This window comes from Microcystis sp. M049S2 (genome assembly GCF_020245625.1).
In the GTDB taxonomy this organism is placed as follows: domain Bacteria; phylum Cyanobacteriota; class Cyanobacteriia; order Cyanobacteriales; family Microcystaceae; genus Microcystis; species Microcystis ichthyoblabe_A.
The window spans coordinates 1-23822 of the sequence record NZ_JADBUN010000038.1; the positions used below are offsets into that span (position 1 = coordinate 1).

18 protein-coding genes and 1 pseudogene are annotated in these 23822 nt (G+C 42.1%); 10 read left to right on the top strand and 9 right to left on the bottom strand.

The genetic code is table 11. The features are described 5' to 3' along the window. Positions 1-144 precede the first annotated feature (144 nt). Together IM496_RS03230 and IM496_RS22280 are read left to right on the top strand one after the other, a co-directional pair. Complete coding sequence (locus IM496_RS03230; RefSeq protein ID WP_287661256.1) at positions 145-345, top strand: DUF433 domain-containing protein; 201 nt, start codon at positions 145-147, stop codon at positions 343-345. A 404-nt stretch (positions 346-749) separates the two neighbouring features. After that, positions 750-836, top strand: coding sequence for a PEP-CTERM sorting domain-containing protein (locus IM496_RS22280; protein ID WP_080600724.1), 87 nt, complete (start codon positions 750-752; stop codon positions 834-836). Between the two features lie 282 nt (positions 837-1118). On the opposite strand, the gene IM496_RS03235 is transcribed toward IM496_RS22280, so the two are convergent. Continuing rightward, positions 1119-3755, bottom strand: coding sequence for a M1 family metallopeptidase (locus IM496_RS03235; RefSeq protein WP_287661218.1), 2637 nt, complete (start codon positions 3753-3755; stop codon positions 1119-1121). Between the two features lie 4 nt (positions 3756-3759). On the opposite strand from IM496_RS03235, the gene IM496_RS03240 reads away from it, so the two are divergent. Both IM496_RS03240 and IM496_RS03245 read left to right on the top strand, forming a co-directional pair. Beyond that, positions 3760-4197, top strand: a complete 438-nt coding sequence (locus tag IM496_RS03240) for a DUF4079 domain-containing protein (RefSeq protein WP_016514615.1) — start codon at positions 3760-3762, stop codon at positions 4195-4197. Positions 4198-4299: 102 nt separating this feature from the next. Beyond that, positions 4300-5394, top strand: coding sequence for a CobW family GTP-binding protein (locus tag IM496_RS03245; RefSeq protein WP_287661219.1), 1095 nt, complete (start codon positions 4300-4302; stop codon positions 5392-5394). An 82-nt stretch (positions 5395-5476) separates the two neighbouring features. Here IM496_RS03245 and IM496_RS03250 read toward each other — a convergent pair whose 3' ends face one another. Then, positions 5477-6388 carry a metal ABC transporter solute-binding protein, Zn/Mn family gene (locus IM496_RS03250; RefSeq protein ID WP_194015143.1) on the bottom strand — a complete coding sequence of 304 codons (912 nt, stop codon included), beginning with the start codon at positions 6386-6388 and terminating at the stop codon, positions 5477-5479. A gap of 134 nt (positions 6389-6522) precedes the next feature. Here IM496_RS03250 and thrS point away from each other — a divergent pair, with 134 nt between their 5' ends. Further along, positions 6523-8322, top strand: a complete 1800-nt coding sequence (thrS, locus tag IM496_RS03255) for a threonine--tRNA ligase (RefSeq protein ID WP_194015141.1) — start codon at positions 6523-6525, stop codon at positions 8320-8322. Between the two features lie 261 nt (positions 8323-8583). Here thrS and IM496_RS03260 read toward each other — a convergent pair whose 3' ends face one another. Continuing rightward, complete coding sequence (locus IM496_RS03260; protein ID WP_194015139.1) at positions 8584-8880, bottom strand: DUF7219 family protein; 297 nt, start codon at positions 8878-8880, stop codon at positions 8584-8586. A gap of 337 nt (positions 8881-9217) precedes the next feature. Between IM496_RS03260 and purC the strand changes: the two genes are divergently transcribed. Together purC and coaE are read left to right on the top strand one after the other, a co-directional pair. Next, on the top strand, positions 9218-9943 hold the full coding sequence (purC, locus tag IM496_RS03265; protein WP_287661220.1) for a phosphoribosylaminoimidazolesuccinocarboxamide synthase: 726 nt from the start codon (positions 9218-9220) through the stop codon (positions 9941-9943). A 61-nt stretch (positions 9944-10004) separates the two neighbouring features. Then, positions 10005-10586, top strand: coding sequence for a dephospho-CoA kinase (gene coaE / locus IM496_RS03270; RefSeq protein WP_194015135.1), 582 nt, complete (start codon positions 10005-10007; stop codon positions 10584-10586). 9 nt (positions 10587-10595) lie between these two features. Here coaE and IM496_RS03275 read toward each other — a convergent pair whose 3' ends face one another. Next, positions 10596-11426 (bottom strand): energy-coupling factor transporter transmembrane component T family protein, encoded by an 831-nt coding sequence (locus tag IM496_RS03275; protein ID WP_194015133.1) that lies wholly within the window; start codon positions 11424-11426, stop codon positions 10596-10598. Between the two features lie 248 nt (positions 11427-11674). Then, on the bottom strand, positions 11675-13843 hold the full coding sequence (locus IM496_RS03280) for a lytic transglycosylase domain-containing protein (protein ID WP_287661222.1): 2169 nt from the start codon (positions 13841-13843) through the stop codon (positions 11675-11677). A 354-nt stretch (positions 13844-14197) separates the two neighbouring features. On the opposite strand from IM496_RS03280, the gene cysC reads away from it, so the two are divergent. Both cysC and IM496_RS03290 read left to right on the top strand, forming a co-directional pair. Continuing rightward, a complete protein-coding gene (cysC, locus tag IM496_RS03285; RefSeq protein ID WP_104395846.1) occupies positions 14198-14743 on the top strand; it encodes an adenylyl-sulfate kinase in 546 nt (181 codons plus the stop codon). A 347-nt stretch (positions 14744-15090) separates the two neighbouring features. Next, positions 15091-16818, top strand: coding sequence for an ABC transporter ATP-binding protein (locus IM496_RS03290; protein ID WP_194018081.1), 1728 nt, complete (start codon positions 15091-15093; stop codon positions 16816-16818). Between the two features lie 538 nt (positions 16819-17356). Here IM496_RS03290 and IM496_RS03295 read toward each other — a convergent pair. After that, positions 17357-18304 (bottom strand): NAD-dependent epimerase/dehydratase family protein, encoded by a 948-nt coding sequence (locus IM496_RS03295; protein ID WP_194018084.1) that lies wholly within the window; start codon positions 18302-18304, stop codon positions 17357-17359. Between the two features lie 186 nt (positions 18305-18490). Beyond that, positions 18491-19540: a uroporphyrinogen decarboxylase gene (gene hemE / locus IM496_RS03300; RefSeq protein ID WP_287661225.1), complete on the bottom strand. Its 1050-nt coding sequence runs from the start codon at positions 19538-19540 to the stop codon at positions 18491-18493. Between the two features lie 201 nt (positions 19541-19741). Here hemE and IM496_RS03305 point away from each other — a divergent pair. Further along, positions 19742-20102: pseudogene (locus tag IM496_RS03305) on the top strand (four helix bundle protein). Positions 20103-20189: 87 nt separating this feature from the next. On the opposite strand, the gene IM496_RS03310 reads toward IM496_RS03305, so the two are convergent. After that, a complete protein-coding gene (locus IM496_RS03310) occupies positions 20190-22415 on the bottom strand; it encodes a heavy metal translocating P-type ATPase (RefSeq protein WP_287661227.1) in 2226 nt (741 codons plus the stop codon). 183 nt (positions 22416-22598) lie between these two features. Beyond that, positions 22599-23813, bottom strand: coding sequence for an S-layer homology domain-containing protein (locus IM496_RS03315; RefSeq protein WP_287661228.1), 1215 nt, complete (start codon positions 23811-23813; stop codon positions 22599-22601). Between the last annotated feature and the right edge of the window lie 9 nt (positions 23814-23822).

A 23822-nucleotide genomic window follows, 5' to 3' on the forward strand; every position in this document is an offset into this window, starting at 1 on the left:
AGACCTCTTGCAAAAGTCTTAAGTCGATCCTTGTACAGCAACATTTTTGAAGATTATCAACTACTAATAAATAATTAACTGAAAGTCCCTCCCATTATTGTTTCTATCGTTTGTTTTCGGATTTATGCAAGAGGTCTAATCACGATTCAAAGTTTAGTCATGGATCATAAAACGGGAATGAGTGCCGAAGCGATCGCTAAAGAGTATCCTCAATTAAGTCTGGCTCAAATTTATAGCGATCTAGCGTATTATCACGCGAATAAAGAACAGATAGAGGCCGATATCGATGCTTACCGAGCCGATTGTGAAGACTGGGAATCCCGATATCGAGCCGGTGAATTGTAATGAGTCAAATCCGTCTCTACCTTGATGAAGATGCGGGTCAACGCTCGAGCGTGGAAGCTTTGCGGAATCTGCGGTCAGTAAGGTATGGGACTTGCGCTTTGATAATGTACCTTTTGGGCGAACGCAGTTCGCCCCTACATTGTGGACAAAATCCGTTACTGTAGGGGCGCAATGCTTGCGCCCTCCGCTCGCTCAGGTTTGCTGATCACCCTAAGGGACTTGCGCTTTGATAATGTACCATCTGGCTGGTCTGGTTTTTCTACGGAGCGATTTTCTGGCTGGGATATTATTTCTACGCCAGTCCCTATAGTCATTTCAATTAAAATTGAGAATATTAATCCCAGAGTTCATAAGGGTTTTGTCGGTATAGAGTGTATCAGACTTATCTGAAATGACTATAACTAATGATTTCGTTAGTACCGGAGCCTAGTTCTATTTTAGGGTTAGGCCTGTTTTCTTTGGTGGGTTTTTTAATTAAGAAATGGTCATAATCTAACCTGACTTTGATGGGAAAGTCCATAAATTCCCTATTTTTGGCATTTCAATCAGTTAGCGTCTAAATCATTAGATAAAAGGGCATCCTCGAAAAGGGGTGCTTTTTTGTTGTTCGGATGTATCGATCGAGCTACTCTGTTCTCACTCAACAAGCTCGGAGAAAGCGGGTTTCTTAACAAAAAATTTGAGCGTTAATTTAGATATTTACCAGAAACCCGCTTTCTGTTGCACTGACTGATAAGTATTGATATTGACTGATAACTGATAACTCAGGTTAACTAACTATTTTTCGCCTCTAATTTCGTCAAACGACTTTTAAGTTCCTGATTTTCCTGTTTCATTTTTTCTAATTCCTCGCGAATTTCCTGAATTGCTTTGTCGGAACCTAATTTTTTCTGGACTTTTTGTACTGCTTCCTCCGCTACACGACGGACGCGACCATCGGGAGTTCGATCGCTCAAAGCTTGTAAAATAGCGATAGCTTTGGCATTTTCTATCTGTCCTAAAGCGTTACACACTGCCACCTGCGTCAAGAAAAAAGTTTCCTTGGCAATAGTTTCTAAACGTTCCAAAATTACGGTTAATTTGTCGGTGGTTTGTCCCGAAGAAATCGCTCCCAGGGCGCGGATAGCTGCTAATCTCAGGGGTTGAGGCGTGCCTAAAGCCGTGTAGGTCAAAATTGACTCTAAAGCCGCCAGCGAGGTTTTTAACTGGCTTAAACCGCCAATTGCGCCCGCTCTTACTACCTCATTCCACCCCTTTCTTGACTGTAAAATATGATTGAGCAGGTCAATAATTTCCCCTTCTTTATTTTGCAATTGTCCCACGGCCATGGAGCCTAATCCTCGCGCCGTGGCCGCTTCCACATAATAACTAGCATCTCCGGTTTCTAGTAGGGATTTAAGCGCGTTATAACTATCTAAGGTTTTAATTTCACTTAATCCCTCGACAACTGCCCGACGGACTTGTGCTTTTTCATCGTTTAAACCTTTAATTAAAGCAGTAACCGCCTGATCTAACCGAAGAGTCGCTAACTGTTTGGCCACCTCCACACGCACACCCCAAAAAGGCTCATTTTCTAGGGATATCCCTAAAGCTTCGATCGCTTCTAAACCGCCTTTTTTAGCAATGGCTATGGCTGCATAGATACGGGAAATCGGATCGGGATCCTGTTGTAATTGCGCTTTTAATTCGCCGATGGGATACTCAAGAGTGACGGTTTTGAGGAAATTATTACCCCGATCAAACTTGACAAAATCGGGCTTTTGTGCTAGGGGAAAATAGAAACTTTGTTCTTTTTGGTGAATCCGCAGATTGTAGGTAATATCCTCAGAGTTGAGATAGGCAAAAGCGACGGGAATTTTCAAGTCGAATAGTTCCTTTTCGTCCTGGGTTTGGGTGACAGTTAATTGGGCTAAATTATTCTCATTGTCCCAACTGTAAGCGACCTTATAATCGGGATGACCACCGCGATAAACGTACTGATCAAAGAGGAATAATAAATTGTAGCCAGTCGCTTTTTCGATCGCCCTTAATAAGTCCACGGTTTCTACGGTTTTATGGGCATTATCCCGCACAAAAGTATGAATCGCTTTTGCAAATAAATCTTCCCCTAAAATAGAGCGGATCATGTGATAAACACAAGCAGCTTTTTCGTAGAGATGACGATCATAAAGTTCGATCGCTTCTCGATAAACATGAGTAACAATGGGACGACGATAGCGGGAAGCATCTTCTTCTAAATAACTTCTTGCTTCCCCTAATAAATAATAACTAGCATCAGCTTTTCCGTATTCCGATTCTGTCCATAAAACCTCAGAATAGGAGGCCATTCCCTCTTTAATCCAAGCGTGAGACCAGTGTTTAATTACCACTAAATCACCGAACCATTGATGAGCTAATTCATGGGCAACTAAGCTTTCTGTCCAAGTATGATCGATGCTGGCTCTTTGATCAATTAAACAGCGATCGGTTAAAATTGTGGTGGAAGTATTTTCCATCCCACCAAAAATAAAATCATCTACGCAAACTTGTGCGTATTTAGGATAGGGATAGGGATAACCAAACTTTTGGCTAAAAAACTCGATCATGCGGGTAGTTTTACCCATACTTCTTTGTCCCTCTTCTTCCCGTCCTTTTTCCACATAATAAGTGACAGGAACACCATTCCATGAGTCCCGTAATTCAGCAAAATTTCCCACCGCAAGAGTCATTAAATAGGTGGGATGAATTTGCTTTTGTGACCAGTGATAAATTCTGTCCTCACCAACGGTTGCCACCGAGATTAATTCCCCGTTAGAAATAGCGATATAGGGTTGGGTAATTTTAACCCGAATTTCGGAAGTGACTAATTGGCCAGGGTAATCAAAACAGGGAAACCAAAAGCGAGAATCTTCCTCTTCTCCCTGGGTCCAAACTTGCATCGGTTTGTCGGGATAATATTCGTCGGGGGCGATAAAATATAATCCCCGTTGTGGTTGCTTAACCTGATAGTTAATCGTCAGGATAATCGGTTTATCGGTGGTGGGTTGTAGCAGATGAATAGTCAGGAGAGAACGATCATAGTCAAAGGGTTGACTGATACCTTCAATGAACACAGAATTAATATTTAAATCCACCGCATCCAGGATTAAACTGCTAATTCCCTGACGAATGGGGGTGAGGGTAATCTGACAGCTACCATCAAAACTTTGTCCGGGAATATCAATAATTAAATCGAGAAAAATATGATTAACTTGTCCGGGTCGATCGGGGTTATAATGGGGTTTAGCCCCCGGTAATTCAAAGGGTTGACGCTGATTATTTTCCGTGTCGATGGTGAGATGAGACATATTAGCCCTAACTTGCTGATTTTTGTCCGGTAAACTTAAATTAACACGATCGGTCGTCCCTTTCCTTGCTAACAATAATCCCACCCCTATGAATCTCCCCTCCTTTCTCTGGTTATGGAAAATTGCCGCTTGGTCGATGGGATTTACCCTCTTTGCCTATTTTTTACTGGCAGTTTCGGGGGTAAACATGGGTTATCGACGACTTGCGGGCCAATCTCGACCGAAATGGTTAAGACCCTTTCATCTCCTCAGCGGCCTGATCATGGTTGCTTTGGTCTTAATTCTGCTGGGAATCGGATTAGTGGGAACAATCGGTCATTATGGCAGTTTAGGCCACTCTTCCCACCTGATAGCGGGTTTATCGGTGGTTTTTCTGGTTTTTGTTTCGGCAATTACCGGCCTGAACATTACAACTCGTCCACCTCTAGCGCGGTCTCTCCACATCGGCACTAATCTTTTATTGTTTCTGGGTTTTCTTTTTGTTACCCTAACAGGATGGGATGTGGTCCAAAAATATCTACAATAAAAATAGTCGGCGATCGAGTGGAGACTGTTCGATCAAGAAAAACTAGCCATCTCATCCCGAAAAATCGCTTTTTAGTGACAGAATACTCACCCCCAAATTATTATGCAAACCGTCGAATCACAAGCTATTAACACGATGTCAGTGCCAAAAAAAGGGCTACCGGTAACAATTATTACTGGGTTTCTTGGTAGTGGTAAGACTACTCTTCTCAATCATATTCTCAGCAATCAACAGGGATTAAAAACTGCTGTTCTTGTCAATGAATTCGGTGAAATCGGTATCGATAACGAACTGATTATCAGTAGTGATGACAGCATGGTAGAATTAAATAATGGCTGTATTTGCTGCACGATTAACGAGGATTTAATTCAAGCAGTTTATAAAGTTCTCGAACGTCCCGAAAAAATCGATTATTTAGTCGTAGAAACCACGGGATTAGCCGATCCTTTACCGGTAGCTTTAACCTTTTTAGGGACGGAATTACGCGAAATGACCCGTTTAGATTCCATTGTCACCATGGTGGATTGTGCCAATTTTAGTCTCGATTTATTCAACTCGCAAGCGGCCTTAAGTCAAATCACCTACGGTGATATTATTGTTCTCAATAAAACCGATCTAGTGGATGAAGCTGATGTGGATTCTTTAGAAATAAGAATCCGGGACATGAAGCAAGGAGCGAGAATTCTTCGTACTAGCAAAAGTCAGGTTCCTTTACCCTTAATTCTCAGCGTCGGACTATTTGAATCGGATAAATATTTCGACACAGAGGAAGAACACCACGACCATCATCACCACGACCACGATCACGACCATTGCGATCATGATCACGACCATCACCACCACGATCACGATCATCACGATCATTCTAATCATTTAGAGGTGGATGGATTTACTTCTATTTCCTTTGCTAGTGACCAACCTTTTTCGATTCGGAAGTTCCAGTATTTCCTCGATAATCAGTTACCAGAAAGCGTTTTCCGCGCTAAGGGTATTCTCTGGTTTGATGAAAGTCCTAAACGTCATATTTTTCACCTTAGTGGTAAACGTTTCACTCTCGAAGATGACGAATGGAAAGGTAGTCCGAAAAATCAGCTAGTTCTTATCGGTCAAAATCTCGATCATGAAACCCTAAAAGAACAGATTAACAATTGTCTCAGTTTACCTGCTGTCAATCGCGGTAAAGGATTCGGCAAATAAACCCCGTGGGGGTGTTAGCCTAGGGTAACGCACCCCCATCACCCAAATTCCCCACTTCCCCACTTCCCCCAATTATTTATTTTTATTCGGGTACTTTTCCCCCTAAAGATTCTACGATCGAGCGCGTATTTTCTTTCAGCATTTTTACATAACTATCGCCCCCAGTACCCACCGCGCCGATCGAATCAGAATATAATTGTTGTGGTGCTAATTTCACCCCCGCTTCTTCGGCTACAGTGGTAATTAAAGCGGGATTAATAGTCGTCTCGGCAAAGATAGCAGGAACCCGGAGATTTTTAATAGCATCGGCTAAATTTTTCACCGTTTGGGCGCTTGGTTGTTCTTCGGTACTAATACCAATTAAAGTTCCCGCTACTTTTAAACCATAGGCATGAGCATAATACTGAAAAGCGTCATGAGTGGTGACTAATTGTCTTTGGGAAGGGGGGATAGTTTCAATAGCCGCAGCAATCCAGCGATCAAGATTTTCTAATTCTGCGATTAATTGGGCGGCATTTTGGGTAAAAATCTCTTTATCTTCGGGACTTAATTCAATCAATTGATCTCGGATTTTTTTCACCATGATTATACCATTTTTAGCCGAACCCCAAACGTGGGGATCGGGGACTTTCTGCCCCTCTTTTTCCAATTGTAAAGGCTTGATTGCTTCTCCCACGGCCACTTTTTTAGCTTTAATTCCCGTAGAATTGATCATTTTAATTAACCCCGGTTCGAGATTATAACCGTTATAGAGAATTAAATCGGCTTTTTCTAAAGCTACACTATCGGCGGGAACGGGTTCATAAACGTGGGGATCATCCCCCGGTTTTAAAATGTCTTGATGGTCAATTTCTTCACCGCCTACTCGTGCGGTTAAATCGGCGATAATTGTGCTAGTGGAGATTACCTTAGGTTTTTGGTTATCGGTGGTATTAACCGAAGGATTACAAGCAACCAATCCCAAAAATAAACAGGATAAAATTAGTTTTTTCATCGAGAAATAGAGATGAGGGGTTAGAGGTTAGAGATGAGGGGAAATGGCATTGATATCTATCCTGATTTTTTTCCTCACTAAAGACTCCTTTTACTATTAAAATAGAGAATAGAGAAGGTGTAAATTGAAGAGATATGGATAACCAAGCCCCGATTAAACTACCGAAAACCAGCGAATCCGACCACCTTAAGCGCATTCGTCACACCACCTCCCATGTTATGGCCATGGCGGTGCAAAAATTATTCCCGAAAGCCCAAGTTACTATCGGGCCTTGGACTGAAACCGGATTTTACTACGATTTTGATGTGCCGGAACCTTTTACCGATAAGGATCTCAAGGACATCAAAAAAGAGATGGTCAAAATTATCAATAAAAAACTGCCGGTGATTCGCGAGCAAGTTTCTCGGGAAGAGGCGGAAAAGCGCATTAAAGCGATTAATGAACCCTATAAGCTGGAAATTCTGGCGGGAATTCAAGAACCCATCACCCTTTATCATCTTGGGGACGCTTGGTGGGATTTGTGCGCCGGTCCGCACCTAGACAATACAAGTGAACTAGACCCGAAAGCGATCGAATTAGAGACGGTAGCGGGTGCTTATTGGCGCGGGGATGAGAATAAAGCCCAATTGCAGCGCATTTATGGCACAGCTTGGGAAAATCCCCAACAATTAGCCGAATACAAGCGCCGTAAGGAAGAAGCACTGAAACGAGACCATCGGAAATTAGGCAAAGAATTAGGTTTATTTATTTTCTCTGATTCTGTCGGTCCTGGATTGCCTTTATGGACACCCAAAGGAACTTTAATTCGTTCTTTGTTAGAAGATTTTCTGAAAAAAGAACAGTTAAAACGCGGTTATTTACCCGTAGTTACTCCCCATATTGCTCGCGTCGATTTGTTTAAAATTTCCGGTCACTGGCAAAAGTACAAAGAAGATATGTTTCCCATGATGGCAGACGATGAGGAATCTGCTAGTAAGGAAATAGGATTTGTCCTCAAACCGATGAACTGTCCTTTTCATATTCAAATCTATAAAAGTGATTTGAGATCCTATCGGGAATTGCCGATGCGTCTGGCAGAATTCGGTACAGTTTACCGTTACGAACAATCGGGAGAATTGGGAGGATTAACTAGAGTTCGCGGTTTTACCGTCGATGATTCCCATTTGTTTGTCACTCCCGAACAATTAGACAAGGAATTTTTAAGCGTTGTTGATTTAATTTTGACGGTGTTTAAGAGTTTACAATTAAAGAATTTTAAGGCGCGATTGAGTTTTCGTGACCCCGAATCGGATAAGTATATCGGTTCCGATGAAGCTTGGGAAAAGGCAGAATCAGCGATTAGAAAAGCGGTGCAAACTTTGGGGATGGATTATTTTGAAGCCCCCGGAGAAGCGGCTTTTTATGGTCCAAAATTAGACTTTATTTTCCAAGATGCCCTCGAAAGAGAATGGCAGTTAGGAACGGTACAGGTAGATTATAATTTACCCGAACGTTTTGAATTAGAATACGTTGCCGAAGATGGTAATCGTAAACGTCCGGTGATGATTCATCGCGCACCTTTTGGTTCTTTGGAACGTTTAATCGGTATTTTAATCGAAGAATACGCAGGCGATTTTCCTCTTTGGTTAGCCCCTGTCCAGATACGATTATTACCGGTTAGTGATAGTCAATTGGATTACGCTAAAGAGGTGACAGCGAAAATGCAATTGTTAGGAATTCGCGCCGAAACCGATACCAGTGGCGAACGTTTGGGTAAAATGATTCGCAATGCTGAAACCGCAAAAATTCCCGTGATGGCAGTGGTGGGGGCAAAAGAAATGGAAAGTAATAGTTTAAGTATTCGCACCCGTGCCACGGGCGATTTAGGAGTAATTAGCGTTGAGGAAGTGGTGACAAAATTAGAAACTGCCATCCAAAATCACGGTAATTTTTAAGCGTTTGCTCATCTAATTCTATGGGGACAGAAAATATTTCTGTCCCAGTATTTTTGATCAACCCAGGAGATTTTTCGGGTGCATCTGATATTTGTGACTTTCTCTCACTTATGGTGAGCAGCAGCAGTTATTCAAAGAGGGCGAATGCAATTCGCCCCTACAATAATATTATTGCGCCAATAGTAGGGGCGCACCGCGTGCGCCCTGTAATATAGATATTTCTACAAAATTGAGATGCACCCGATTTTTCCTGATTATCCTTTAGATGTCATCATCTTTTTTAAAGGGATTTTCCCCAATGCCTAGGCCTTTTTTGCTCTGTTTTAAGTCTTTCCAGAGGGCTTTAATTTTTTGGTAGGCTTCTAGAGAACTGATTTTGCCCCCCGTTTCCAGATTACAAATAAAACTGACTTTTTGGGCAAATTCCTGTAAATTGGCGTTAAATAGCAAGTTTTCTGGCTTAAATTCCCCATAGTAGGGGGCGCGAGGATAGAGAAAATCCTCCTTGCGGCGATCGGGGGGATTCGGGTTATCATCGTTAGGAGGATTCTGATTCATAGGGCGACGGCGGGTAATTTTTCGGAATTTCTTTAGATTTTTCGGTAATGGTAATGGGAGATAATATCAGTTGTTGGCTATCATTGAGGATTTAAGTAAAAACTTGACTGATTCGCCAAAAGTTGACCCCTGGTATCGTGACACTTTTTGGTTATAGGTTAAGATTCGGTCGCCAAATGTTGGCATTTATCTTTAAGCAGCAATTATACATTATTTTTCTCAACAATTATCCCTCTGATAAGATAAATTTTTTGTCTAGGTTGATCGCCAAAATTTACTGATGCCACTATCTGATTAACCATCGATTTTCTTCTATCAATTGCCAAGGATGATAACTATGGAAAAACTCTATGAAGGCAAGGCCAAAATTCTCTATCAAACCGATGATCCTGATATTCTCCTCACTTATTACAAAGACGATGCCACCGCTTTTAATGCCCAAAAACGCGGGCAAATTGTCGGTAAAGGGGAAATTAACTGTACTGTCTCCACTGCCCTATTTCAATGGTTAGAATCCCTAGGAATACCCACCCATTATATCGATCGCCCTAGTTCTAGGGAAATGCGCGTCAAGGCGATTAAAATCATTCCCTTGGAGGTAGTAGTCAGAAATATCGCCGCCGGGAGTTTGTGCAAGCAAACGGGATTAAAGGAGGGGAAAATTTTACCTTTTCCTCTTGTAGAATTTTACCTCAAGGATGATGCTTTAGGCGATCCTTTGTTAACGCATGATCGCATAAAAGTGATTGATATTGCCAGCGAGGGGCAAGTCAATCAGTTACGAGATTTAGCCCTGCAAATCAATCAATATCTACAAGAATTTTTTGATAAGTGCCAGATTATTCTCGTCGATTTTAAGTTAGAATTTGGAGTTGATAAAACGGGCAAAATTTATCTAGGTGATGAAATTAGCCCCGATACCTGTCGTCTCTGGGATAAAACCCAAGAGGATGCTCAAGCGCGCATTCTCGATAAGGATCGTTTTCGTCGCGATTTAGGAGATGTGGAAACTGCCTATCAACAAGTACAAGCAAGAGTTTTACAACAGATAGAGAGTTTATAACTTTAGGGTGTGTTAGCGAGCGCGTAACGCACCTTAATTGAGATTAGCAATTTAATAATTTATGTCGAGAAGAATTATCGGATTAACAGGGGGAATAGCCTGTGGTAAATCCACGGTTTCTAATTATTTAGAAAATATCTACAAAATTCCCGTCCTTGATGCGGATATTTATTCCCGGGAAGCAGTGGAAAAAGGTTCGGCAATTTTAGAGAGAATTTTGGTGCGTTATGGCAGAAAAGTTAAAACTGAGGATAATTCCCTTAATCGCCAACAGTTAGGAGAGATTATTTTTAATAATCCCGAGGAAAAAATCTGGTTAGAAAGTCAGATTCATCCCTACGTTAGAGAATGTTTTAATCGGCATTTAGAGCAGTTGGAAGCCCCGATAGTTGTTTTTTCTATCCCTTTATTGTTTGAAGCCAAATTAACCCATTTAGTCACAGAGATTTGGGTGATTTATTGCAGTTTCGAGCAACAAATTCAACGCTTAATGACTAGAAATAACTTAACTAGAGAACAAGCGATCGCTCGGATTAATAATCAAATGCCTTTAGCCGAAAAAATTGCCTTAGCTGATATTGTTTTGGACAATTCTGGGGATTTAGAAGCTTTATATACCCAGATCGATCGAGCTATACAATAGGGATTAATATTAAAACAACCAGGCAAATTTTCCCACCCCGAATTTTACATAGAGAATAATTGCCAAAACCAATAAAAATAGAAAGCCAATAATTAATAAATAGTCTTTATTGGTTAAGATTGATTCCTGTAAAAATGTGCGATCAGGATCACCAGAGAAAGCCTTAGCTTGTAAAACTACCTCTAGTTTTTGCGATTTAGCCATAGCATTTAAAATTAAAGGTACAGCGATGGAAGCATAAATTTTTCCTTTTTGCAGCCAACCCATTTTTTCTATTGCTAATCCTCGTAATCTTTGAGCAGAAATAATCGATCGAGATTCTTCTACTAGGAGAGGAAATAAACGCAAGGTAGAGGAAAAAATAAAGACTATTTTGTAAGGAATTCTGGCTTTAGTTAAACTCACCATCATCTGATTTATATCAGTGGTAAAAATAGCGAGGGGAATAATTAAAACCATCGTGAGAGTTTTAAAGATAACATTTAAACCGTAGAGGGTTCCCTCCACAGTCATTTTAGTAGAACCGACAGTTAATAAGGGAGTTAATTCAGTTTTTCCCGTTAAAGCTTTTACCTGTTCCACATTAAAAAATCCCATGGTAATTAATAAGAATAGATAAAAGGGAGCCATGAATTTTAAAATAGTGAGGAGATAAGACCATTTTACCCCCGCCCAGAGACAAGCTAAAGCGACAATAAGAGTTAGAAAACCGCCAGCGAGAGGACTTTCCCAAGTAAAAGCGATGAGAGTAACCACGATCATCATGGTTAATTTTGTCCGAAAATCTAGGCGAGTAAAAGGAGAATCTCGATCGACGGTTTGCCAGTTAAATGATTGCATAATTAGGAAAAAAGTTAGTAAGTAGCTAGGTGTTAAAAACTGTCAGATGCCCCCCTTATTAAGGGGGATCCCCCCGCCTATCGGCACCCCCCTTATCAAGGGGGGCAGGGGGGATCGGCACACCCTTATTAAGGGGGGATTAAGGGGGGATCGGCACACCCTTATTAAGGGGGGATTAAGGGGGGATCTATCTTCAATTTAATTATAACTTTAAGGGAATGAGTTAATCACCCGTCCCCATTAATCCACTAGGAAGGGTTAGCAACTCTCTTCATTTGCTCTTGAATTTCGGGGTTATAAATCTGGAGATAATTCCAATAATTACCAAACACTGATTCTATATAACCCTTAGTTTCTCTAAAGGGAATATTCTCGACAAATTCATCGGGATCGCTAAAATCGAAACGCTGTCTCCATTTGGAAACTGCCCCAGGTCCAGCGTTATAACTAGCCACGGCAAAAAGTGAATTTCCGGCGAATTTGCCGTGGGTATAATCGAGATACCATGTCCCCATCATAATGTTATCTTCGGGATTAGTTAAAGAATAACTTTTATTGCCAGTATTACCCGCGATATATTTACCCGTATCGGGCATAATCTGCATTAATCCCACTGCCCCCACAGGAGAACGAATTTCTTTTTCAAAGCGGGATTCTTGCCGGATTAAAGCTGTCACTAGCAGGGGATTTAATTGTCTATCTTTAGACCATTGTAGGATGCTATCGTAGTAGGGAAAAGGGAATAAAGCGTGCCAGTATTTATCATTTTGTCGCAGGACTTTCCAGGCTTCCTTTTCCTCCGGGGTATCTCTTTCTCGCAAGCGCCAAATCAGGTTAATTCCTTCTAAATTTTGATTGCGAGAGAGTTTATAGACACCGAGGTTAAATTGTTCGTCAACGGTTAAATTCCAAGGATCAACAATTTCTGCTTGGAAGAGATTCCAAGCATCCGTATCTTCACCAATTCGATATAATTCCTTGAAAGCTTCCGAACCGGCGGGGGGATCGTTACGAGTGGCGGGTTTGACGGTGGTAGGATTATAGGAGCGGACAGTGGTAAAATCCCCCACGTCCCAACCTAATAAAACCGCCGAGCGCCAAGCATAATAGGAATGGGGATGACGAGAAATAGTGTAGGTAAAAGCTTGTTTTGCTTCTTGGTTTTTGCCGAGTTTTTGCGCCCATTTTCCCACCCAAAAGGCCGCTTTCGGGGCAATTTGACTATCGGGATTATTAACCGCAATTGGCTGCGCCCACTGCCACGCCTTGGCGTAATCACCGGATTTAGCGGCTCTTTGGGCCATTAACCAGCGATAATCGGCGGCTTCGTCGGATTTTGGGTATTTATTTAATAAAGTCTGCCATGTTTGACTAGCGGCCTGAGCATTAGTTGATCCTAGTAATTTGGCTTTCGCTTCCAAAGCTTCCGGAGCGCGATCGGGAAATTGCTTGACAATGCGATCGAGATATGCTATGGCATCGCGGTTAGGAGAAATTTGGGCGAGTCGCAGTAATCCCAAACCGGTTTCTGGGGCCTGGGGATAGGTTTTAATTAATTTTTGGTAAGCGCTGCGAGCTTCTGGCAGTTTTTTGGCAATTTGTAGCCCGCGGGCGTAACGATAGGCTTGTTCGGGGCTAGGAGTGGCTTTAGCGTAGGCTTTATAGGCTTTTTCGTACAATCCCGACTGCCAATAACCCGCCCCAATCATTGCCCAATCCGCCGGAGTTAACTGATTGGCGTAGTCTTTCACCAAACGATCGCGGGCCTGATTGAGGGTAGGATCAAAAGGATTAGCCTTGGCTAACTGTAACCATAGGGGAAATTGATCGGGATTTTCTTGAAGACGTTGGCGAATTAAAGCCAAAGTCCGCGGGTGTCGGGGGTATTCCTTGAGCAATTTTTCATGATAACTGGGGTCGTATTTGCCCAAAGAGTGGTAAGCTTCCGCCACTACGGGCGATTGGGGATAGGTTTTAATTAATTTTTGCCAAATTTCTCGCGCTTTTTCACTATCATTGCTTAATTCGTGGGCGCGTCCCTGTTTGAGGAGAATCTGGGGAGCGAGGACAGGATATTGTTTTTCTAAGCCTTCTAATTGTTTTAAAGCCGGACCGCCTTCATATTTTCTCAATAAATCCATGGCCAAGAGATAGCGGGCGCGACTACGCTCTAAAGAGGGCGAGTTGGCATCGGCAACATCTTTTAACTTGACATCTCGCTCGGTTTGTGGCAAAGAAGCGCTATCAACCACGGCAGAGGGTTGGTTAGGATCTTGGCTAGGAAGCGACGCACTATTGCGATCGAGCCAAGCGAGAATTTTCGGGTGAAAGAGAAAGAGACTGGTGAGAGTAAAAAGCGCAACCCCAGAACCTAGTCCAAGAATGAGCGGGGTGTGAGGGGGGAATTTCTTAAACATTACCTTAATTCAAGACAGTAACTCAACCTACATTATCAGTGATCGTGGTGACAGGTTGTTTGTTTCAACCAGCTTGGGGGTGTGGGGTGTGGGGTGTGGGGTGTGGGGTGTGGGGAAGTGGGGAAGTGGGGTGTGGGGTGTGGGGTGTAGGGTGTGGGGTGTGGGGAGAATAAATAGAAATAATCTCCTGTCTCCTGTCTCCTGTCTCCTGTCTCCTGTCTCCTATCTCCTGTCTCCTATCTCCTGACTCCTATCTCCTGACTCCTGACTCCTATCTCCTGACTCCTATCTCCTGATCACTGATCCCTGAGATATGGTACGCTAAACAGGATTTAAGTATTATTAATGATTACTATGAAACAGCGCGGCGTGACGGTTTGGTTAACGGGATTGAGCGGTGCGGGGAAAAGCACGATTACCGAGGCATTACAGGCAAAATTAATCGCTGAAGGTTATTCCATTGAGGTTCTCGATGGCGATATAGTACGGACGAACCTCACTAAAGGTTTAGGATTTAGTAAAGAGGATCGCGATGAAAATATCCGTCGCATTGGTTTTGTGTCTAATTTGCTTACCCGTCACGGTGTAATTGTCCTAGTTTCAGCTATTTCTCCCTATCGTGAGATTCGCGAGGAAGTACGGGGAAAAATCGGCAATTTTGTCGAAGTTTTCGTGAATGCTCCCTTAAGCGTCTGTGAGGAGCGCGATGTGAAAGGATTATACAAAAGAGCGCGTGCTGGCGAAATCAAGTCTTTTACGGGAATTGACGATCCCTATGAACCACCTTTTAACCCAGAAGTGGAATGTCGCACTGATTTAGAGACTTTAGAGGAAAGTGTCGCCAAAGTCTGGAACAAATTGACGGAATTAGGCTACATTCATCAAGCTGTGGCGGTTTGATCACAAAATAACTTTGTATTATTGGAAAATATCGTAGGGACGTGGACTAAAAACGTCTCTACACCCCAATTAACCCCTTAGGCAAATTTGTTAGTTAATCTCCTTTTCTTCAGTACCTAAGCAAGGTTAATTATACCTCTCACTAACCCTCTGGCCAAAGTGCAAGAGTGCCTAAACAGTAATCAGTGATCAGTAAACAGTAAACAGTAAACAGTGAAAAGACAGTAGGAAACTTCTATTTAATACTGCTCACTTAAAACTTAAATCTGATAACTGATAACTGATAACTGTCTCAACTAGCAAATTAATTTTGCACGAATACTTATATTTAAAGGCGATAAATTATTTTGAAATCTCGCTCTAGTTATTGGAACCTCATTCCCTATCTCCGTCCCCAAACCCAAACAATTATTTTGGCGTTTATCTGTACGATCGGATTTACGGTATTTTGGCCGATTTTAGCTTGGTTAGCTGGACAAATGGCCAGATATATCGGTGAGGGAAATGTGCAAGCATTGGCGACACTTTCGGGGGTGGGGGCAGTGGTTTTTTTACTGCGGGGAATGTCTCAGTATGGGCAAGATTCCCTGATGGCAAAAGCTTCTTTAAAAATTGCCCTGGAATTAAGAAAAAAAGTTTATGCACATCTGCAAACCCTCGGCTTAAATTACTTTGAAACAGCAAAAACTGGTGATTTATCCTATCGTTTAACGGAAGATATCGATCGCATTGGGGAAGTAATTAATAAATTTTTCCATGATTTTATTCCCTCCGCCTTACAGTTAATTGTCGTCTTTGCCTATATGTTTATTGTTAACTGGCAATTGACGATCGCTGTCATTATTATCGCTCCTTTGTTGGGAGTTTTGGTGGGATTTTTTGGTGAAAAATTATTACAATATGCTCGTCGCGCCCAAGCGAAAATATCTAATCTTTCTTCGTTATTAACCGAAGTTTTTGGCGGTATTCGTGTGGTGCAAGCTTTCGCAGCTGAAGATTATCAAACCGAGCTTTTTGCTCAAGAAGCGGAGGAAAATCGCCGCGCTCAATACCTATCAGAATCCACCAAAGCTTTACAATACGTCGTGGTGGGATTCTTACAAGCTCTCGGTGTCATCTTTTTATTCTTTCTCGCTGGTTGGCAAATTTCCCAAAAGAATTTAACTGGAATTGACTTTGTTAGTTATGTGGCAGCGGTGGCAATGTTAATCGATCCCATCGCCCATATTACCAGTAATTATAATCAATTTAAACAGGGTCAAGCCTCCATGGATCGGATTTTTGAATTGTTAGCTATTTTGCCAACAATTACCGAAAAACCGAATGCGATCAATCTGCAACCCCATAGCAAAGAAGTTGAATATTGTCAAGTAAATTTTTCTTACAATGAGGACAGACAGGTTTTAAAAAATATTAGTTTTACTGCACACGCTGGCGAAATGATTGCTTTAGTGGGAGCATCGGGAGCGGGAAAAACCACTTTAGTTAATCTTTTATTGCGTTTTTATGACCCCACTTCCGGCAAGATTTTAATCGATGGGGTGGATATTCGTGATGTGACTTTAAAAAGTCTCCGGCGACAAATTGGCGTAGTTTTGCAGGAAAATATTCTCTTTTCTGGTACTATAGCCCAAAATATCGCTTTTGGCCAGGGAGATTTTAATCTGCAAGAGGTGGAAAAAGCGGCAAAAATTGCCAATGCTCATCAATTTATCGGTGAACTTTCCCAGGGTTACTATACCTATGTGGGAGAAAGGGGTGTTAATTTATCGGGTGGACAAAGACAAAGAATCGCCATCGCGCGAGCGGTTTTATCTAATCCGAGAATTTTAATTTTAGATGAAGCAACTTCAGCGCTCGATTCGGAATCGGAAGCTTTAGTGCAGGAAGCTTTAGAAAGAATTATGACGGAGCGCACAGTATTTGTTATTGCTCACCGATTAGCAACTGTCAGAAAAGCTAACCGTATTTTAGTTTTAGAAAAGGGTGAAATTATCGAGGTGGGTAATCACGAGGAGTTATTAAATCTTAATGGTCGTTACGCTCAATTTCATGCTAGACAATTTCAAGATTAGTCTATTTGGCATTAAGAGTTGGGCATTATTTCTGATTTTATCACTCAAGCCAAGCTTTTGGGGGGTAGAATTCCCCAAGCCCCTAGGGTTGATTCAAGGTAGGGTTGATTCAAGGTAGGGTTGATTCATGAATCAACCCTACCCAAACCCCCCGTTGGGGGTAGAATCCCCCGAACCCCGGAGCGCATTAGTTTTTCGGTGGGATGCTTACACGCAGTTGTTCATATATTTGTACTAATTTAAGAGTCACCGATAGAGCAGTTATCTTAATGGTGAGGTAGGAACTTTTCGTTTTGGGGAGTCAGTCGCGGAATTAGGTGGCTCTCTTATCTTTGTGTGATAACTTATATAGTAGTGATCGATCTTTGTGTCCTTTGTGTCTCTGTGGTTCGTTCCACTCACTCGCCGGCAACACTGTATCTTAGAATACATTTTACCCACCAAACCTAAGAGAGACATTAGGTTAGATTTCATCTTTAAGGAAACGCTGTAAGTATCCAGACAGAATTAATTATAGATATTTTTCTGTTCCCTCTACTTAGGGTTTTTTTCGGGGAATTCCTCGCAGGGTTAAAACATCATCGAGGGTGGAACAATAGTTTTTTAAACCAAAATCGTCAGGAGTATAGGTTTTAATGTGGGTGAAGTGGCGATAATTCATGGCAAAACGGTCCCATGCTTCCATCTGCAAGTTAAAAACTTTGATAAAAAAGTTAGCAATAGTTAAAGATAAAGGAATGCGAAAATAGATTTTTTTGTTTAAATAAGTACAGATTTCCTCCACTGCTTGGTTAGCTGTTGTGCGTTGATTGCCTAGGACAATTTTGCTTTCTGGTGCGGGATTTTCGATTAAATAATTCACCACTTGAGCTATATCTTTGGCATGGATAAAATGAAAACTGCCATCAGCTTGAAACCAACGCACTAAACCGATATATTTCAACACATCCGGTAAACCACCATAGATATGAGAATAGGGTTTATTTTCGTCACCACCTAAGACAAAAGTGGGGTATAAAGTGATAATTTTATCGGCGATTTCTAGGTCAGTAAATTTGCTATAACAAATATATTTGGTGCGGATATAATTAGTTCCTATCTCCCCAGCTTCCGGTAAAGGTTGATTATTTTGATTGAGAATGCTGGCAGTGGAAAAGTAGAGGACTTTCTCGCAGATTTGAGCATCTAAATAACTAATTAATTCTAGGGTTTTTACCACATTAATCTGATAACTTTCCTCCTCTCCTCCCCAACTGGTAGCGATTAAAACCGCTATATTCATTGTTTTTAAAAGCTCCGCATATACCCCAATATTTTCCATATCGCCTAAAAGTATATGAACATTTGATCGCCCTTGGTAAGTAAATTTTAACTTCTCGGGATTACGCACTAAAAAATATAATTCATAGTCGGGATTTTCCAGTAAAATCTCAGCGATATAATGCCCAATACAGCCACTCACACCCGTTAGAAATATTTTTTTCATTATTTTAATTGATACGGCAGAATTTAGGGGACAGTGTGAAAGTAAAAAGTCAAAAGTAAAAAGTCAAAAGTAAAAAAGGGTGTTGGGGTTTTAGGGTTTTAGTTGAATTCCCCCATTTCCCCATTTCCCCATTTCCCCATTCCCCCATTTCCCCATTTCCCCATTTCCCCTGTTCCCTGAGTAACTTTATTGATAACTAAATCCTTTAGCGGTTTCAAAGAAGAAACGCACGTTATCTTCAGGAGTTCCCACCAAAACACCATGACCTAAATTGAGAATATGACCTTGATTACCCGCTTTACGAATAGTATCAAGAATCCGCTCGCGAATAAAGGACTGGGAACCGAATAAAACCCCCGGATCGATATTACCTTGAACCATCATCGATTTGCCTAAACGCTGTCTCGCTTCCGCCATATCGACGGTCCAATCGACGCTAATAATATCAACCCCCGATTGAGCCATTCTTTCCAAAACGCCAGCACTGCCACTAATGTAGAGAATTAAGGGTGTATCGGGATGGGTTTCTTTCACCAAACGAACTACTTTTTGTTGATAGGGTAAGGCAAAAACATCGTAATCTTGGGGAGTTAATTGACCCGCCCAAGAATCGAACATTTGTACCACTTGCGCCCCACAATCAATTTGATAACGGACATAGGTGGCGATCATATCCGCTAATTTATCTAAAAATTGGTGCAGTACCGAGGGTTCCGAAAAAGCCATCCCTTTAATCACAGAATAACTTTTAGAACCTTTCCCTTCCACTGCATAGGCTGCTAAAGTCCAAGGCGCTCCGACAAAACCGAGGACAGTGGATTTATTTCCCACCTCTTGACGCAGGGTTTTTAAAATCGTTTTGATAAAAGGTAAAGACTGATCGGGATCGAGGGGATTAAGTTGGTCCACCTGCGCTTGAGTACGAATGGGAGAATCGATAATCGGCCCCTTACTTTCGATAATATCAAAGGGAATACCAATTCCCGCCAAGGGAGTGAGGATATCGGAGAACATGATCACCCCATCTGGTTGAAAAGCGCGCCAAGGTTGCAGGGAGATTTCGATCGCTAAATCGGCATTTTCCGATCTTTCCCGAAAACTGGGGTATTTATCCCGCAATTCCCGATAAATCTGCATATAACGTCCTGCTTGTCTCATCATCCACACGGGAGGACGGGGTAAGATTTCTCCTTTGGCAGCGCGTAATAAATAAGGTATTTCAGGGGAGTCAGTCATATCAGGATGATTATTCTATTGCCTTTTCTACGGTATCATCCCCCGTACAGCTAATTTTTCTGGTTTTTCCTTAAGAATTGTTAACGAAAATTATCCCTCTTTGCATTGAAACTGGGTACTGGAAATTGTAGTACAATCTTTTGGGTTGAGACAGGGTGTAGAGTGTAGGCTATAGGGATAAGTTGATAAAATCTATGGCGGATTCAAAAATTCAATCTTACCGAGTATTTAAGAGTTTGGCAGGAGGCCGTAAATTTAGCTGAAAGTTGCTATCGTCTCACTAAAACTTTTCCCAAAGAAGAGCTTTATGGGTTGACAACACAGATTCGCCGAGCTTCGGTGTCAATAGCAGCGAATATTGCCGAGGGGACGCAAAACCAGGGGAGAATACATCCAATTTTTGTACATAGCTCAAGGTTCTCTCAAAGAGTTGGAGACTCATTGGTTAATCTCTCAAAGAGTTGAACTAGCTTCCCCTCAGAGCGTCAATCCTATTCTTAATCAATGTGAATCAGTAGGCCGACTCCTGCTAACTTTGATTCGCGCTCTTGAAAATAAATAACCCCCACACCCTACACCCCACACCCCACACCCTACACCCCACACCCTACACCCTACACCCTACACCCCACACCCTACACCCCACTCCCTACACCGCACTCCCCACCCTGGGGTGAATTCGACGCAATCGTAAAGCATTCGTCACCACGGAAAGGGAACTTAAAGCCATGGCAGCACCGGCAATAATCGGATTGAGCAGAAAAGGATAGAGGACTCCGGCAGCGATGGGAATGGCAATCAGGTTATAAATAAAAGCAAAAAAGAGATTTTCTTTGATATTTCGCATTGTTGCCCGACTTAACTCAATAGCGGTCACAATTCCCTCTAAATCTCCCGAAATTAAGGTTATATCACTGGCGGCGATCGCTACATCAGTCCCCGTGCCAATGGCAATACCTAAGTCCGCTTGCGCCAATGCGATCGCATCATTGATGCCATCTCCAACCATGGCGACTATTTTCCCTTTTTTCTGCAAATATTCGATTTTTTCGGCTTTTTCTTGGGGACGGAGTGCGGCAAAAAAGCGCCAGATACCCAACTCTCTGGCGATCGCTTCTGCGGTTTCGAGGTTGTCCCCCGTCATCATCATCACCTCTAAGCCCATTTTTTTGAGCTTGGCGACCACTAAGGAAGAAAAAGGTTTTAAAACGTCGGAAATGGCGATCACCCCCTCTAAACGCCCGTTAACCGCTATCCAAGCCACGGTTTTTTTCTGCCATTCCCAATCGTGGGCGACTTTTTTAAGAACTTTTGTTTCAACTCCTTGACGTTCTAACCATTGTTGTGTACCGATTTGCACTAAATCCGACCCGACTTTTCCCTGCACTCCTGACCCAGTTATTGAGTCAAATTCGCTTACTTCTAAGGTTTTAATCTGGTTTAACTGCCCATATCTAACTATTGCTTCTCCTAGCGGGTGTTCAGAATGATTCTCCACCGATACGACTAACTGCAGCAGCGATAATTCCCGTCCATCCCTCACCCCTTCGCGAGTCAAGAAGTCCGTCACCGTTGGTTTCCCCTGGGTGAGAGTTCCCGTTTTATCGAGGACAATAGTAGTAATACCCTGGGCTAATTCTAAACTTTCGGCATTTTTAATTAAAATTCCCTGTTTTGCTCCCTGTCCTGTTCCCACCATAATCGAGGTGGGTGTAGCTAATCCTAGCGCACAGGGACAAGCGATAATTAGGACTTCCACCATTGTAATCAAAGCGAGGGTGAGATTACCCGTGCGGAGAATCCAAAATAGGAAAGTTATTACGGCAATAATCATCACCACCGGCACAAAATAAGCGGTCACTCGATCGACTAATCTTTGTATAGGTGCTTTTGATGCTTGCGCGGTTTGCACTAATCGGACAATCTGAGCTAAAACCGTATCTTTTCCCACCCGCAACGCTTGCATTTGTAGGCTACCGGTTTTATTAATTGTCGCACCGATTACCTGTTGATTGACGGTTTTTCGCACGGGTAAACTTTCCCCTGTCACCATCGATTCATCAATGCTAGAACTGCCTTGGATAATTATGCCATCGACGGGAATTTTTTCTCCCGGACGCACTAAAATTATATCTCCTACCTTCACCTCTTCTATTGGTATATCTAGCGTCTGTTCTTCCCTAATTACCCTAGCAGTTTTTGCCTGTAATCCCATTAATTGTTTAATAGCAGCGGCCGTTTCTTTTCTGGCCCGTTTTTCGAGGAAACGACCGAGTAAAATCAGAGTAATGACGATAGCTGATGCTTCGTAATAGACATGGGAATTAAACCCCTGTTTTTCGATAAAATCGCTCCCGAAGGTTAAAAACAGGGAATAAAAATAGGCGGCACTGGTTCCCAAAACTACTAAAGTGTCCATGGTGGCAGTGCGGTTTTTAAAGGCTTTCCAAGCATTTTTATAAAAACTTTGACCACACCAAAATTGGACGGGAGTAGCGAGAATTAATTGTAATAAGGGAGCGTGTAACCAGTGGGGAATAAAAGATAGAGATAAACCCGTCATCATCGGCAAAGAACCGATAAAAAGTATAATGCTAATAACAATAGCGATCGATAGTTTAGTGAGAAGTTCTTTTTCTGGCCTGGATTCGAGATTAATTTCCGTTATCGGTGTAGCTTGGAAACCGGCATCCCTAACTTTTGCTTGAATAGTGTTAAGATCGGTACGCTTGGGATCATAGTCCACATCCACCTGTTCCATGCCAAAATTAACTTGACATCGAATCACTCCGGGGATAGATTTAATTATCCGTTCGATCGAATCAGCACAACCAGCGCAACTCATCCCGGCGAGTTTGAGAGTTTGATGGGTCATAATTTTAATAGCAGCGGAAGTCAGCAAGAAAATCCCCTACAGCAGAGTTATATCTTTAGGATAAAATATTCCCCTAGCTGCAGGGTCAAGAATCCTCTGTTAATTTTTCTGAATAGATATGAAGAAATGTCAAAAAGAGTGCTTATATTTTCCTAACACACCCTTAATTTTTGTGGACAAATTTTAATTAACCCCACTCTGTTGCGTATCTTGACCCTGCAAAGCATCGGCAGCGGAAACACCATCACCCTGAAAACCAAAATACCATAAAGTAGCGGCAGCTTCAGCGCGAGTTACTGGTCTTTTTGGCTGAAATAGGGTAGTAAAACCAAAAACTCGCCGAATATTGGCTTGTTCGGCATTTTGAAAATCGGCATAAAGAGCGCGCACCAGCTGCGGGTTAATTTTATTAGTATCCTGAAAACCCCAAGTATTTTTAATCGTATCAAGATTGGCACTCGGTAAAGCTTTTCTAATATCTAATGGCACTTTCCAAGCGATTAAATCTTCCCGGGTTAAAGGAGCATTGGGACGGAATAAAAGGGTGCTACTATCTCCCGTTAAGGGAGAGGGAATTAACCCCGCTTCCGCTAATCCTTGAATATAAATATAATCGGGATCGTTATTTTTAACATCACTAAAAGCTGGGGAACTATTGGGAGTAGCTAAACGGATTTGTTTACCCGCTACATTAGCATAAATGGCATTATTAGCCTGTAACAACCAGCGAGCAAATTCTCGGCGCGTTATGGTATTATTAGGGTTAAACTGATTATTATTACCTGTTAATACTCCTAATTTAGCTAAGTCTTGAATGTGGCTCTTTAAGGGATTAGGTAAGGATTCGAGATCGTTAAAACTGGTGGGATTAAGATTTGGCAAGGGGGAAGAAATAGGGGAGGGACTAGGGGAGGGACTAGGAGAAGCAATCGGGGTTCCCGTTGGACGATAATCGAGGCTATATTCGGTATTGGGAGAAGTGGCAGTTATGGTGATAGTTAATTCTAAATTATCTCGACGGGCCGTTAGGGTACTATTGACTCCTTCCCCAGAAAAGGGAGTGATAATTTCCCAATTATTATTAACTAATTCCTGTTGATAAAAAGCCTCGATCGCATTGCTGGGATCGTTGGATTGCCAACGAGTTTGCCCACCGGTATTATCAGGATTTGTCTGCACGGATAATAATTCTGATTGACTATATCGAGGAATTTCTGCGGGAAAATTTGCGGGTAATTGCTGGTTATTAGGAGAGTTTTCTGGTATGGGATTTGTTTGTAGATTAGGATCGGCAGCCAGACGATTTTCTAGGGCAGGATTGCCAGTACAGGCTGCTAAAATACTCAGCAGGGTGATCATTGTACTGTAGCGAATAAACTTACTCACGGTCTTTACCAATATTGTTTC

Coding starts and splice junctions, on each gene's coding strand:
- IM496_RS03260 (WP_194015139.1), bottom strand. CDS start 8,880: ATGAATCAGAATCCTCCTAACGATGATAACCCGAATCCCCCCGATCGC.
- IM496_RS03245 (WP_287661219.1), top strand. CDS start 4,300: ATGCAAACCGTCGAATCACAAGCTATTAACACGATGTCAGTGCCAAAA.
- IM496_RS03280 (WP_287661222.1), bottom strand. CDS start 13,843: ATGTTTAAGAAATTCCCCCCTCACACCCCGCTCATTCTTGGACTAGGT.
- coaE (WP_194015135.1), top strand. CDS start 10,005: ATGTCGAGAAGAATTATCGGATTAACAGGGGGAATAGCCTGTGGTAAA.
- IM496_RS03295 (WP_194018084.1), bottom strand. CDS start 18,304: ATGAAAAAAATATTTCTAACGGGTGTGAGTGGCTGTATTGGGCATTAT.
- thrS (WP_194015141.1), top strand. CDS start 6,523: ATGGATAACCAAGCCCCGATTAAACTACCGAAAACCAGCGAATCCGAC.
- IM496_RS03250 (WP_194015143.1), bottom strand. CDS start 6,388: ATGAAAAAACTAATTTTATCCTGTTTATTTTTGGGATTGGTTGCTTGT.
- IM496_RS03240 (WP_016514615.1), top strand. CDS start 3,760: ATGAATCTCCCCTCCTTTCTCTGGTTATGGAAAATTGCCGCTTGGTCG.
- hemE (WP_287661225.1), bottom strand. CDS start 19,540: ATGACTGACTCCCCTGAAATACCTTATTTATTACGCGCTGCCAAAGGA.
- cysC (WP_104395846.1), top strand. CDS start 14,198: ATGAAACAGCGCGGCGTGACGGTTTGGTTAACGGGATTGAGCGGTGCG.
- purC (WP_287661220.1), top strand. CDS start 9,218: ATGGAAAAACTCTATGAAGGCAAGGCCAAAATTCTCTATCAAACCGAT.
- IM496_RS22280 (WP_080600724.1), top strand. CDS start 750: ATGATTTCGTTAGTACCGGAGCCTAGTTCTATTTTAGGGTTAGGCCTG.
- IM496_RS03275 (WP_194015133.1), bottom strand. CDS start 11,426: ATGCAATCATTTAACTGGCAAACCGTCGATCGAGATTCTCCTTTTACT.
- IM496_RS03310 (WP_287661227.1), bottom strand. CDS start 22,415: ATGACCCATCAAACTCTCAAACTCGCCGGGATGAGTTGCGCTGGTTGT.